Source organism: Paucisalibacillus algeriensis (genome assembly GCF_000577245.1).
GTDB lineage: Bacteria > Bacillota > Bacilli > Bacillales > Amphibacillaceae > Ornithinibacillus.
In genome coordinates this window covers 107,591-121,612 of sequence record NZ_CBYO010000016.1, presented here as the reverse complement: position 1 = coordinate 121,612, position 14,022 = coordinate 107,591, and the positions used below count along the sequence as shown (strand labels likewise).

Genomic DNA, 14,022 nt, shown 5'->3' with positions numbered 1-14,022 from the left:
GTCCTAACTATAATGAATTCCTTTCCCCATCCAAGCTGCAGCACTTTCAAATAATGCCTCAGATACAGTAGGATGTGGGAAAATCATCGATTCTATTTCTTCTACCGTTCCTTCTAAATGGATAAACGATGTTGCTTGGCTAATCATTTCAGTCACATGTGCTCCAACCATGATAACACCAAGAATTTCCCCAAACTTCTCATCCGCGATGATTTTCATAAATCCACTATTCTCGCCTGCTGCAATTGCTTTTCCATTACCTGCAAGGTCTACTTTTTTCGTACGGACAGAATACCCTTTTGCTAGTGCTTGTTCCTCAGTCAATCCAACACTAGCAATCTCTGGAAATGTATAAACACAACGAGGCATTGCGAGATCTTTCTTATTCGGCTTTCCTAGGATATGGTTTACTGCATGAATTCCTTCTTCACTTGCAGCATGTGCTAATTGGAAACCACCAATTAAATCCCCAATAGCATAGATACCATCAAGCGATGTACGCATATTTCGATTTACTTTTACAAATCGTCCATCAAACACTACTCCTAGTTCTTCAATGCCCATTAAGTTTGGCTCACGTCCAACAGATATTAGAACACTATCTGTTTCCAATAAAACCTTTTCGCCTTGTTTATCTAATTCAACAATAATCCGAGAATCCTTCTTAAATCCAGTAACCTTTGCACCTGTATAAATGGAAATTCCCTTCGCAACTAACTGCTTCATCAAAAATTCAGATGCATCCGGGTCTTCTGCAGGAATAACACGGTCTGCCATTTCGACAATCTCAACAGTGGTTCCTAAACTATTAAACACACAAGCAATCTCAAGGCCAATTACACCGCCCCCCATAATGACTAGATGCTCTGGCACTTCCGCAATATCAAAGATCGTATCACTTGTATGATAATCAATATTTTCAAGCCCTGGAATTCCTGGTACAAAAGGTTTAGACCCATTTGCTAATATAATGTGCTTCGCTTGAATCTCTTCCTTACTTTCACCGGATCCAATGACAACCTTTTTATTAGGAAAAACCGTTCCATAACCATTAAAATGAGTAATTTTATTTTGTCTTAGTAAACCCTTAATCCCGTTTTGCAACTGCTTAATGACTTGATTCTTTCGATTAACCATATCTTGAATAGAGAAAGAAAAGTCATTTACCGTTATGCCATAGGTATTCGCTTCTTTTATTTGATTTAATACTTCAGCATGCTTCAATAAGGTTTTAGAAGGAATACAACCACGGTTTAAGCATGTTCCACCGATGTCCCGTCCCTCAACAAGAGCAACAGACAGGCCTGATTTTGCTGCACGAATTGCAGCAACATAACCACCAGGACCCCCACCTATAATTGCTACATCAAAATTTTTCATCATAATACCTCCTAAACCAACAGACTGTATGGATCCTCTAAGCTTTCCTTCAGCTCCGTTAAGAATTCTGCAGCTGGTGCGCCATCAATAACTCTATGATCAAATGATAGACTTAGAACCATCATTGGTCGAACCTCAATCTGACCATTCACAACTACTGGCTTTTCAGCAATTCGACCTACTCCTAGAATTGCTGTTTCTGGAGGATTAATAATCGGTGTAAATCCATCGATAGCATACATACCTAAATTACTAATCGTAAATGTACTACCTTGCATCTCATCTGGAGTTAGCTTATTATCTCTTGCTTTCCTACCTAATGTCTTACTTGCTTCTGTTAATTCAGCAAGACCTTTCTTATTTGCCTTTTTAACAGACGGTACTATTAAGCCATTATCTACAGCAACAGCTAAACCAATATTTACATCGTTATTATAAACAATCTCATTACCGATTAAGGCAGCATTAACTTTTGGATGGTTACCAAGTACATGGGCAACTGTTTTTATAATAATTTCTGTATAAGATAGGCGGTAGCCCGTTTGACTTTCCACAATTGGTAGTAAAGCCTTGCGAAGCTCTATAGCTTTAGTCATATCAACATCACTTGTAAGTGTAACATGTGGGATGGAGCGAACACTTTCCAGCATTTTGTCTGCGATAGCTTTCCGCAATCCTTTCAATTTCACTCGCTCACCTGTTGCAGGCTTACTACTTGGAGCCTTTTGTGCTTCTATAAATGCAAGAACATCTGCCTTCTCAATTTTGCCGCGTGCACCAGTACCAATAACATGGCCCAAATCAACATCATTTTCTTTCGCGATTTTCTCCGCTAAAGGTGTTACTAATACAGCGTTATCCGAGATAGCCTGTATAACATCCTGTTCATGAATACGTCCTTTAGGTCCTGAACCGGCAACCGGATTTAAGGCTATATCATTCTCACGAGCAACTCTTCTTGCAGCAGGTGTTGCACGCACTTTTCCATTTTCAAGTACAGCTTCACTTTTAGCTTCTTCGGTTTCCCCAGCAACTTTCACCGTGCTATTTCCAATCGCTGAGTCTGTCTCAGCAGCTGGATCAGAATCCTCTCCACTAATCCCAGGTGACTCAGCAGGAACCACTTCACCTTCCTCACCAATATAAGCAATAACGGTGTTAACAGGAACCTCATCGTCCTCTTCAAAATATTTCTTTAGTAAAACTCCTTCTTCATATGCCTCTACTTCAATATTAATTTTATCTGTCATTATTTCGAAAATAGGTTCTCCCACTTCAACGGGATCACCTTCTTCTTTAAACCATTGTAGTAACGTACCAACTTCCATCGTACTACTTAGTTTAGGCATGAATACCTCTTTTGCCATGATGATCCCCCCTTATGCCCGATTTAATGTTTCTTTTACAGCTTTAATAATGTCTGACACTTGTGGCACATGCGCTTTTTCCAATTCAGGATTATAAGGTATTGGTGAGGATGCTCCACCTAAACGTTTAATTGGTGCATCAAGGTAATCGAATGCTTCACTTTCCGCAATCATACTAGCGATTTCTCCACCAATTCCACCACGTTTAACCGCTTCATGGACAACGATGACCTTACCTGTTTTCTTAACGGAATTAACAATAGTTTCTTCATCTAGTGGCACAATAGTACGTGGATCAATTACTTCTACACTAATTCCTTCTTTTTCAAGCTCTTTAGCTGCTTCTAATGACTTATGCACCATAATTGCTGTTGCAACGATCGTTACATCGGTACCCTCTCGTTTAATATCTGCTTTCCCTAGAGGTATACTGTACTCTTCTTCTGGCACTGCAGACGATGTTTTGTATAGTAATTTATGTTCATAAAAGATGACCGGATTCTCATCATCCATCGCAGCCTTTAAGAGTCCTTTTGCATCATATGCGGTAGAAGGTTGAACAACTTTTAATCCTGGAATATGAGCTACCCATGCCTCCAAGCTTTGAGAATGCTGAGCGGCAGCACCAGTACCAGAACCACTTGGTGTTCTAAGCACCATTGGAACTTTTCCTTTTCCACCATACATATAGCGGATTTTAGCTGCTTGGTTAACCATTTGATCAAGGGCAATTGTAATAAAATCCGAAAACTGTAATTCTAGAATTGGTCGCATACCAGTTAGTGCTGACCCTACAGCTGCACCGGCGATTCCAGCTTCACTGATAGGAGTATTACGAATACGCTCTGGACCAAATTCTTCAATCATTCCACGTGTTACACCAAATGCACCACCATAAACGCCGATATCTTCCCCCAAGATGTACACGTCATCATTTTTACGCATTTCTATACTCATTGCTTCTCGTACTGCTTCTAAGTAAGTAATTTCTCTCATCATTAACTCCTCCTATGCATAAACATCCGTTAATAAGTCGTCTAATGTTGGTTTTGGACTTTCTTCGGCAAATTTCACAGCATCTTCAATTTCTTGTTTAACAGCAAGTCGAATTTCTTCCGCTTTTTCCTCTGTGAGAATTCCTGCCTCAATTAGAATTTCCTTGTAACGTTTGATAGGATCCTTCTTTCGCCATTCTTGTTCTTCCTCACGAGTACGGTATTTCTTTGCATCACTCTTTGAATGACCTTTCCAACGATATGTTTTCGCTTCGATTAGTGTTGGACCTTTCCCAGAACGTGCACGTTTAATTGCTTCATCGGTTACATTAATCATTTCGATAATGTCATTTCCATCAGCAACAACGCCAGGAATACCATATGCATGCGCACGATCCGCAATATTTTCTACTCTTGTCATTTCTTTAACAGGCCCGGACATACCATACTGGTTATTTTCACAAACAAAGATAACCGGTAAATCCCAAATTGCTGCTAGGTTAACCGCTTCATGAAAACTTCCTTCATTTGTAGCACCATCACCAAAGAAGCAAACGGTTACATAATCAAGTTTCTTCATTTTAGCAGTCAATGCTGAGCCAACCGCTAATGGGATTCCTCCTGCAACAATTCCATTTGCTCCAAGATTCCCCATATCAACATCTGCAATATGCATGGAACCACCTTTACCTTTACAATAACCTGTCGTTCTACCGAATAACTCTGCCATCATTTTATCTGCCGTTGCACCTTTGGCAATACAATGTCCATGTCCACGGTGTGTACTAGTAATCTTATCTTCTAGGGTAAGAAGTGCACATACCCCAGCAGCACTTGCTTCTTGACCAACTGCTAAGTGGGTTGTACCGTGTATCATTCCTTTGGCAAAAAACTCATCTACTTTTTCATCGAATAGGCGGATTTGCCACATTTGCTTGTATAAGTCTATTAATTTGTCATTACTTAACTCTGGAACTAGTAATTTTTCTTTTGTTAACTGCATTTAATGTTCACCCCTATATATTTTTACATTTGTTCATTGGTGTTACATTTGTAATAATCATAAACTTATTTACTCTTTTCGTCAAGAGATAAAACGTTTTTCTAATACTTCTTCATATCGACAATAAAAGGCTACCTCACAGATAATAAATTCATATCCCTGAGATAGCCTCCTTTTTTGCTAGCTATTGATTATTTCTAAAATCTTCCCATACATTTCCTCTGTACCAAATCCGGTTAATAAAGGTACACCATCAATTACTTTGTCTTTCACATTATCAGGAACCAAAGTTGTTGAAACAACAATATCATATTCATCTAGTCTGTTTAGCTCATCTGTAATTTTAGATTGATATAAATGTACTTTATCTTCTAGATTATTTTCTTTTAACCAATCTCTTACTTTACCAGTAACCACTGTTGAGGTTGCAATTCCAGTACCACACATAATTAATAATTTTTTCATGTTCATTTCCCCCAGATATTGTTATTTTTGTCCATAAGATGTTGCGTAGAAATTATTACACATATCTACTACTTCACTAGGAAGAGGTTCAATGTTTGGATTGTGAAGTAAAGCATAGTGTGCATATTCAGCAGTCTCTTCCAATATTACCGCAGCTTTTAATGCTTTATTAATGCTCTCCCCAACTGTGAATACACCATGATTCTTTAGCAGGACTGCTGGAGAATCATCTATAAATTTAACGATTTCCCTCCCGATATCTTCACTCCCTATAGAAGCAAAATCCGAGCAAGGTACACCATGTTTAAATACATTTGCAGCTGTAGTCGTATAACTTGGCAAGCCTTTTCCTTGTATAGCAAAACTTGTAGCAAAAGGAGAGTGAGTGTGAATAACACTGTTTATATTCTCCTTATGTTTATAAACGTAGAGATGACTATCTGTATCAACAGAAGGTTTTAAGTCACCTTCTACCACATTCCCATCAAGGTCAACAATGACCATATTCTCAGGTGTTAACTCATCAAAGTCGACTCCACTAGGTTTAATAATTACAAGTTCTGTGTCGGGAATGCGATAACTGACATTCCCACTTGTCCATCGAACTAGATTGTTTTCTTTTAGTTTTTTATTGGCTTGGCATACCTCACTTCTTAACTCGAAGTACATATTTACGCCACTCCTTGATCAGCATTGAGTTCTTTCTTTGGTTTAATCTTGTTTACATAGACCATACCAGCCAGAATGATTAAACCCAATAATCCAATTCCCCACCAACTAAATACTTTTGGTAACCATACAAATACAAATGTTGTCCATACTGCACCGTCAACTAAAGAAGAGATACTAGCATTTGATCCCATATCGAAGTTAGCTGCGATAGCCGAATCTGTAAATAGAGGTGCTACCCATGTTGCAATATAAAGTCCAACAGCGATATATGCAGAACCTGCGATTACAGTTCGAATAATGTTTCCTCTAAATACTGGAACCATTAAACAAATTAAGAATGGAATTGTTGCCAAGTCACCAAATGGTAGTACTGTATTCCCTGGTAGGATTACTGCTAAGAATAAAGTAACTGGAACAATGATTAGAGATGCTGATAGTACTGCCGGATGCCCTACAGATAACGCACTATCCATACCAATGTATAGGTCTCTTCCTGGGAAGCGTTTCTTAACGAAGTTTCCTGCTGCCTCAGATACAGGAGATAGACCTTCCATTAATAATGCAACCATTCTAGGCATTAACATCATAACGGCACCTGTTTGAACAGATAGTTGTAATGTCTCTGACACATTATAACCAGCTAAAAAACCGATAACGATACCAATCATAACACCCATTACTGTTGAATCCCCGAAGATACCCATACGCTTTTGAATTGTTTCTGGATTTGCTTCAAGTTTATTAAAACCTGGGATTCTATCAAACACCCAATTAAACGGTAGAGCAACTAAGAATGATGGTGCAGATGCTCCATGTGGGAAAGTAATGTTTTTAAAGCCATAGAACTTTTCAATATATTTTGCAAGAACATCTCCCAAAAGGAAGATTAGTAGAATATGAACAATAATAGTTAAAATTGCTAATCCAAAATTACCAGTTAATGCATAAACCAATGACCCTGTAAATGCACAGTGCCAATAATCCCATACATCGACATTTAAAGTTCTAGTTAATCCAACACCAAGAAGTATAACGTTTGCGGCAATACCAAGTGGAATTGCTAAACTTCCTAAAGCAGTCCCGTAAGAAATAGCAGCTGCTGCTGGCCACCCAACATCAATAGTGTTTAATTGAAACCCAAAGTTTTCAACCATTGCTTGTGCTGCCGGACCTAAGCTATCTGTTAATAATCCGATAACTAGGTTTAATCCAATAAATCCAATACCTACTGTTAAACCAGATCGAAATGCTTTAGCTGGCTTTGAGCCTAAAACTAGAGCAAACACAAAGATAATAATTGGGAGCATTACACTCGCTCCAAGATCAACAAACCATTGTAAATACTGCATCTTTTTTCCTCCCTCTCCATTCAGGAACTATAATTTATTATTTATTATTACTAACTGATACCTCGGCATAATTTAGAACTGTATCGATTACCTCTTTTTCTGAAGCACATTTTGTTACCGCTTCCATAAATGCTTTATTTTGAATAAGGCTAGTCACTGTTTGTAGTACTTCCAATTGATTCTCTGGTTTTTGAAGAGCTAACATGAATACTAATTTTACTTCTACTTCTTGAGCTCCCATTCCCATGTGTCGGAATGTAACCGGCTGTTTAAGTACCCCAATACTAATTGCTTCTTCATTAACATGTTCAGCATCGGTGTGTGGTAATGCCACACCAAATAGCTCCGTAGCTAATCCTGTAGGAAATTCCTTTTCCCTTTGCTTTAATGCTGGAAGATAACTACTTTTGACAATCCCTTTTCCTTGTAATCTCGTTGCAATTGATTCAAAGAGCTCTTCTGTATCTTGAACATCTAGAAAAAATACTAATTCCTCTGAAATAACGTTCTTTAATTCCAAATTTTGACCCCTCTCTTTTGTAAACCCTTACAAATAAAGGTATTACTTTTACAAATGTTACAGTGTGTTACCTTTGTAAAAATAATACCTTCTTATTTTCGTATTGTCAATACATTTTGAATTTAATATTTTCCCACATTTTTACTAATTGCATGAATGGAGGTCTCTATTATTGATTATTTTAAAACCGCATTCGCAGTATCTTCATCTGTAACAAGGATATCTATATATCCCCCTCTTAACATTGCCAATAAAGCATCTGCTTTATAAACTCCCGAAACAACCGTAATTACTTTTTTAATATTTTTTAAATCATCTAATGATAGACCGACCATTTTTTTACTAAAAGGATTATCTACTGTATTACCCATTTGATTAAAAAAGCGAAATCCAATATCCCCAACTACGCCCAACTCTTTTAACTTACTCAAATCATCTTCATCTAGATAACCAAGACTTTGTAAGGTGGAATTTTCAAATGGATTCCCCATGCTGATAAGCCCGATATCAACATTTTTGGCTTCTTCAATTACCGCATTAATATCATCCATGCTTAATAAGCGATTTAACAATTCTTCTGACTCAACAATTGCTGGTGCGTATAAGAACGAACACTCTGCGCCCATTTTTTTGCCTAATTCATATGCTAATTGATTAGCGTGAATTTCTACTTTTTTTCTACCCATTCCACCTTCAAGTGGTACTATTTTAATATCCTCGTTTAACTGAAATGGATACTCATTAACAAATGTTGTTAAAGTCTCTCCCCAAGAGATTCCAATACTCTTAACATCCTTTAAATTTTTAGACAAGTAATTTGCTGCAGCCCGGCCTACTGCATGTAACGTAATATCCGATTTGGAATTTGAAGGTACGACTTTTGCATCGATTAGATTAAATTCTTTTTCTAGACTTTGTTCTAGACTCACTGTATGTATAGTTTGATCATTAATATAAACCTCGACAATCCCTATATCTCTTGCCTTTTGAAGTGATTTTGAAATAATGGGTCTTGAAACAGAAAATTTCTTTGCAATTTGTTCTTGTGTCCAGTTTTCCCCGTAATATAGATTAGCAATTTTAACTAACTGTCTTCTTTCTTCCCAATCCACCATAGCAATCTCCCCTTTTTTGATAGTAATATTACTATAGAATATTCAGTATTACTCTAGCAACAAAAATTAATTATGGAAAATCTTTAATTCTTAAATTAATTGTCCAATGGGTAACAGCATGCTAAAGAGCGCTATTGATGTTATTACAAAATTACAGTCAAAATAAAAAAGCCAAGCCACCTATGATTTGCCTAATTAGGTAGTCGGGCTTTTGTTTCTATAAAGAACACTATAGTTCCAATAATAATATGCAATTTATGACTCCAATAATAGTTTTCCAGTTTCTTCGTCAGTGATTAGAACATCTAATAGCTTTCTGTTTAATGCAGCTTTAATTGCTAGCACTTTTTCATTTCCTGAAGCTACACCAATTACTAAAGGAATATCTTTTAATTTATCTAAACTTAAAGAAATAACTCTATCATTCCAATTATGATTGGAAGCATTGCCATCTCTATCAATAAAATTGTAACAAATATCCCCAACCACATCTTTATGTTCAAAACTTCTCTTTAAGTTATCATCCAAATAAGATTTTACCATTGTTGAATGTTCAGGAGTTCCCCCAATTCCAACTACAGCAATATTAGCTTGTTCAGCAACTTTGAATAGATTTAGAATAGAATTCTGTCTCATAAAAATCTCATTTACTTCTTTAGAGTCCACCATTACAGGGGCATGGAGTAATTTGTACTTTGCACTTAGCTTTTTAGCAAATTTAGAAACAAGTGAGTTGGAGTGAATATCTACCCTCTCATCCCCCATTCCACCTACTAGCGGTACAAAGGTGACAGACTGATATTGTTGATTAGACGTTAAAGACTCAGCAACTTCATGAAGAGTTGTTCCAGAAGATATCCCTATTATTTGTCCATCCCTTATAACTCTTAATAGATATTTACTTGCTGCGGCCCCTAAGCGTCTCTTTGAAGATATCTCACCTAAATTTGGGATACAAATTACTTCCCGTAAACCATAATATCTTTCAAGTTTGTTTTCAATTTGTCTATATGGATGAATAGTGTCATCATGGATAATGACTTCCACAATACCTAGTTCTTTAGCTTTTGCAAGATATTTTGATATAAGTGATCTGCTAACATCGAGTTCCTTGGCTATCTGCGATTGGGTAGCCCCTAGCTCGTAGTACATATGAGCAACTTTAACAAGTAGCCTCTTATTTTCAAAAGACATCCCCCTGTTTCTCCCCTTTTTTGCTAGATTAAAGGTAAGCTATAATTAAATTTACAGCTTACCTTATCCTAGAATAATAATTTATTTAAATATAATTATACTTCCATCTTTGAATTTAGGAAATTCTGATGGACTAGCAAAAACGGCTCCTGGAAGAACTTCTTCAGCAGGTTCAGTAAAGTAAATAGAAATATGTCCTAGTTCTTTTAAATTTTGATTTGCAGCACTGCCCACAGCAGTAATTGTAAATTCCTGGTCGTCAATTTGAAGAACACCGCCGACTTTTACTGGTTCCTCTAAGCTATCCTCACTCACATCGTGAATTAATGCGATTTCCCTAATCTCTTGGGGTGCTTCTGGGCCAAATAAAATAATTATTTTTTCTTCTTCAAAAGATGGTGCTAACGTTCCAACTTCCGTAATTTTAGTTTTATACATATTAATTCCTCCTTTTAACTATTTTTGATTTAAATTAATTTATTGATATAATCCAAAACTTGCAAAATATGCAATAACAACCGCTAGGATTCCAGTAATTAAACGACTATATAATACCGCGGGAACGCCAACTTGGACAGTTTCAGGCTTAGCTTCTCCTAATGATAGGCCAACCGGAATAAAGTCAGCTCCAACTTGTCCATTAATTGCAAATAATGCGGGCAATGCAAATTGCGGTGGAATATTACCAAGACCAATTTGAGTACCAATTAACACCCCAACTACTTGTGCGATAACTGCACCCGGTCCAAGTACAGGTGATAAGAATGGTAGCGTACAAATGACAACAATAACCATTAATCCCCAAAGACTTCCGGCTAATGGAGTCATGACATTAGCAATAATGTCACCAATCCCAGTATAGTTAATAATACCTATTAACATGGCAACGAAGGCCATAAAAGGGATAATATTCTTGATTAACATATCAACGGAATCACGCCCTGCTTGATAGAACGTGCCAGTAACTTTACCAATTCCCCTTGAAAATCTCATTAAAAAATTCTCTTTACTTTTTTCTTTATTTTCTTTCTTTATTTGTTCATATTGTTCTCTAAATTTCTCTTTGTCCTTCGTGTCAATGGATTGTTCTGGTTGTACTTCTTCCTGTACTGACTCTTCTGTATTTACAACGATATTTTCTGCATTATCTGTTAATCGAATATCATTTTCAGTTGTACCAGAAACAAAGATATCCTCTTTTATAAATTTAGCAAGTGGACCTGATGGTCCTGATGGTAATACATCTACTGTAGGAATTCTTTTCATTGGGTAAACCCCAATTCTTGCAGTTCCACCACAATCAATTACTGCACACATCATTTCATCTTCCGGCACTGAATTCTTGAAGCCATCTACAGCTTCTGCTCCGGTTAATTCAGCTATCTTCTTTGCTACTGGGTGTATCCCTCCACCAGTAACCGATACCACTTTCACTTTTTTACCCTTTGGCTCTAATGTTAGACCGGTTCCCCAGCCACCTGAACCTTTATCTACAATAACTTTACGATAGTTCATAGTCTATTCCCCTCCACAAATATTAAAGCTTTACACTCATTCTTTTAGCAAGAAATTTAGTTATATACTCTGTTATAACTCCGCGTAACAAGATAATAACTATACCAACTAAAAAGTATCTAACTGCTAAATCAGATAAAGGCAAACCAGCTTGTGTGATACCAGAAGCAATTCCTAAATAAACAAATAATTCACCAGCGTTTGCATAAGGAAATAATGATGTTACTGGATGTAGAAATGATACTAGTGAATCATAAAAGGCAGGTTTGTGTTTTTCTTCAACGAATCTACCAAACGTATAAGCCATTGGATTTGTTAATAACATAATTGATAAGATCGGCATTACAGTATATCTTAAAATCGTATATTTTGATGCGCGTTGGATAACTCTTTCTACTCTTTCCTCACCAATAAATTTGATTAGCGCATACGTGAAGGTTAATAATACAACTAAAGTTGGAACTATACTGGTTAACATCCCCACAAATTGTTCCCCACCAGCATCAAATAATCCGATAAAGTGTTCTCCAAACCATGAAATCCATTCCATTATGATTTAATCTCCCCTCATACCACTGAGATATTTTTCTTTGATATATTAATTAATGCTGCTTCAGCAACCTTTCCAAGAGCTGCAGATAAAGCAGAAATTTTTTTCTTATTTTGCTTTTCATCTTGTATGTCACGCAACATTTCACCAACATGCTTTCCTTTAAAAGCTTTATGTTCCGTAAATCTAGATAGTGTGGTTACTCCATTAACAAAGTAACATTCTTTAATAATGTAATTATTGTCCACAACCATCATTACCATGGCCCCACGTAGTAATTTTCTTTTTTCACGTTCTGAAAATAAGTAGTAGCCTTCCTTACCACTGTAACGGCTTACAATTGCATTCATATTCTTTCTATAATATCGAATTTGGATAAAGGACAATACATTTTGTATGACTAGTAAAAGGGTTAATATTACTGCAAGTTCCATCCGAATCCCCCTTTAGAATAGAGTTATTTCTATAAAGATAATAAAAGTGTTGCAAAGCTATGCTTTTACTAAAAGGGTAGGTTTGCAACACTTCTTGTTACGTAATTCAGTGATTATTATTCTGTAGGGAATAATTGATCTTGAAGTGCTCTTAATTTTACAACGGTTGTTGATTGATCTAATTCAACATCGTCTGTTGTTAAGAATTGGCCATTTTTAATATCTCTTTTTGCAACTACTTTACCACTAATTAAACCAATTGGAATATGACCATTGCGTTTCATATCTTGATGTGTTTCAAGAACACCTCTAACTGTATATCCACCAATACCATCAATAGTTTCTCCTGCTTTCACATCACGTTTTGCAACTGCAACTGTATCTGAAATAGGTGCTCCTAATGGTTGAATAGAACCTTCATGTTCTAATACAGCTTTAGCAATCGTAATAGGTGTTTCTAAACTAGCTAAATGATATGGACGATAAAGAATATGATGGTCTCTTTCGCCTTTTTTCAATAGGTAATTTAATTCATGTGCCACCCCTTCATTTTGTCCCTTAACAATTACAAAGACACCTGGAGCTAATCCATCTACATATTCAACAACTCCAAATTTATTTAATACTCCACCATTTTCTTTCGTATTTAAATCGTCAATTACAGAATCTAGATCTCCTGAAATTCCGTGCATACCAACAACATCAGGTACAAATCCCATAGCATTTGATAATAAATTCATCTCTGCCATTGTTTTAGTACCGTCTTGGAACGCAGCTAACATATGTGCAGACATTTTCTTTCTGTCAGCTTCTTCTTTTGCAGTATCAGGGTTTGCAGATACTTGTAATTTGTTATTTTTACCCTTTCCTGCAACCAATACTTCCATACCCATAGATTTTGCAAACTCATATAATTCAAGTGTAGCCGCCGGTTCGTCACCAGCAGAACCTGTATATACTAAACCTGCATTTTCAAAGAGTTGATGCATTAGTGAACCAATTGTTATATCTACTTCAACATTTAATAGAACTAAATGTTTTTTCGCTTTTAATGTTTCCAATGAAATATTTGCCCCAACTTCAGGAACACCAGTTGCATCGACAATTACTTCGACATTTGAAGATTGAATAACATCTCGTAAATCATTAGAAACAACAATATTTTCTTTTTTTGATACTTGGGAATTATAATAATCTGCAGCTCTTCTGGCAGCATCAATATTTATATCACTAACACCGGTAACAGCCATTCCTGGAATAGTAGAAATCTGTGCGATCATACCAAAACCCATTTGACCTGCCCCAATAACACCTACTTTAATCGGTTCGTTTGCTCTTTCCCGTTCTAATAACTTTTTGTAAATTGACATTTGAACGTCCTCCTAAATTAGTAGAATATACGCATAAATAAGTATTAAATACATACAACATCAGTAACATCTAATCACAATATTATCATTTGT

Annotated in this window: 15 protein-coding genes; all 15 read right to left on the bottom strand. The window is 36.4% G+C overall.

Annotated features, from left to right (window positions below; all coding sequences use genetic code 11):
- Positions 1-3: 3 nt before the first annotated feature.
- Positions 4-1,380, bottom strand: a complete 1,377-nt coding sequence (gene lpdA, locus TY11_RS12815) for a dihydrolipoyl dehydrogenase (RefSeq protein WP_369797411.1) — start codon at positions 1,378-1,380, stop codon at positions 4-6.
- A gap of 11 nt (positions 1,381-1,391) precedes the next feature.
- Positions 1,392-2,747, bottom strand: coding sequence for a dihydrolipoamide acetyltransferase family protein (locus TY11_RS12810; protein ID WP_042146752.1), 1,356 nt, complete (start codon positions 2,745-2,747; stop codon positions 1,392-1,394).
- A gap of 12 nt (positions 2,748-2,759) precedes the next feature.
- A complete protein-coding gene (locus tag TY11_RS12805) occupies positions 2,760-3,743 on the bottom strand; it encodes an alpha-ketoacid dehydrogenase subunit beta (RefSeq protein WP_042146750.1) in 984 nt (327 codons plus the stop codon).
- A 12-nt stretch (positions 3,744-3,755) separates the two neighbouring features.
- Entirely contained in the window at positions 3,756-4,745 is a 990-nt protein-coding gene (locus tag TY11_RS12800; protein WP_042146748.1) for a thiamine pyrophosphate-dependent dehydrogenase E1 component subunit alpha, read from the bottom strand.
- A gap of 180 nt (positions 4,746-4,925) precedes the next feature.
- Entirely contained in the window at positions 4,926-5,210 is a 285-nt protein-coding gene (locus TY11_RS12795; protein ID WP_042146746.1) for a PTS sugar transporter subunit IIB, read from the bottom strand.
- 21 nt (positions 5,211-5,231) lie between these two features.
- The gene (locus TY11_RS12790; protein WP_042146744.1) at positions 5,232-5,879 is read right to left on the bottom strand and encodes an L-ribulose-5-phosphate 4-epimerase; all 648 of its coding nucleotides are present in this window, start codon (positions 5,877-5,879) and stop codon (positions 5,232-5,234) included.
- A 2-nt stretch (positions 5,880-5,881) separates the two neighbouring features.
- On the bottom strand, positions 5,882-7,231 hold the full coding sequence (locus TY11_RS12785; RefSeq protein WP_042146742.1) for a PTS galactitol transporter subunit IIC: 1,350 nt from the start codon (positions 7,229-7,231) through the stop codon (positions 5,882-5,884).
- A 37-nt stretch (positions 7,232-7,268) separates the two neighbouring features.
- Positions 7,269-7,751 (bottom strand): PTS sugar transporter subunit IIA, encoded by a 483-nt coding sequence (locus TY11_RS12780; RefSeq protein WP_042146740.1) that lies wholly within the window; start codon positions 7,749-7,751, stop codon positions 7,269-7,271.
- A 176-nt stretch (positions 7,752-7,927) separates the two neighbouring features.
- The gene (locus TY11_RS12775) at positions 7,928-8,866 is read right to left on the bottom strand and encodes a sugar-binding transcriptional regulator (RefSeq protein WP_042146738.1); all 939 of its coding nucleotides are present in this window, start codon (positions 8,864-8,866) and stop codon (positions 7,928-7,930) included.
- A 255-nt stretch (positions 8,867-9,121) separates the two neighbouring features.
- Entirely contained in the window at positions 9,122-10,060 is a 939-nt protein-coding gene (locus TY11_RS12770) for a sugar-binding transcriptional regulator (protein ID WP_042146736.1), read from the bottom strand.
- Between the two features lie 81 nt (positions 10,061-10,141).
- Complete coding sequence (locus TY11_RS12765; protein WP_042146734.1) at positions 10,142-10,498, bottom strand: PTS glucitol/sorbitol transporter subunit IIA; 357 nt, start codon at positions 10,496-10,498, stop codon at positions 10,142-10,144.
- A gap of 39 nt (positions 10,499-10,537) precedes the next feature.
- Positions 10,538-11,575, bottom strand: coding sequence for a PTS glucitol/sorbitol transporter subunit IIB (srlE, locus tag TY11_RS12760; protein WP_042146732.1), 1,038 nt, complete (start codon positions 11,573-11,575; stop codon positions 10,538-10,540).
- Between the two features lie 22 nt (positions 11,576-11,597).
- A complete protein-coding gene (gene srlA / locus TY11_RS12755) occupies positions 11,598-12,125 on the bottom strand; it encodes a PTS glucitol/sorbitol transporter subunit IIC (RefSeq protein WP_042146730.1) in 528 nt (175 codons plus the stop codon).
- A gap of 17 nt (positions 12,126-12,142) precedes the next feature.
- Positions 12,143-12,559, bottom strand: a complete 417-nt coding sequence (locus TY11_RS12750; protein ID WP_042146727.1) for a transcriptional regulator GutM — start codon at positions 12,557-12,559, stop codon at positions 12,143-12,145.
- A gap of 116 nt (positions 12,560-12,675) precedes the next feature.
- Entirely contained in the window at positions 12,676-13,929 is a 1,254-nt protein-coding gene (locus TY11_RS12745; RefSeq protein ID WP_042146725.1) for an NAD(P)H-dependent oxidoreductase, read from the bottom strand.
- Positions 13,930-14,022 lie beyond the last annotated feature (93 nt).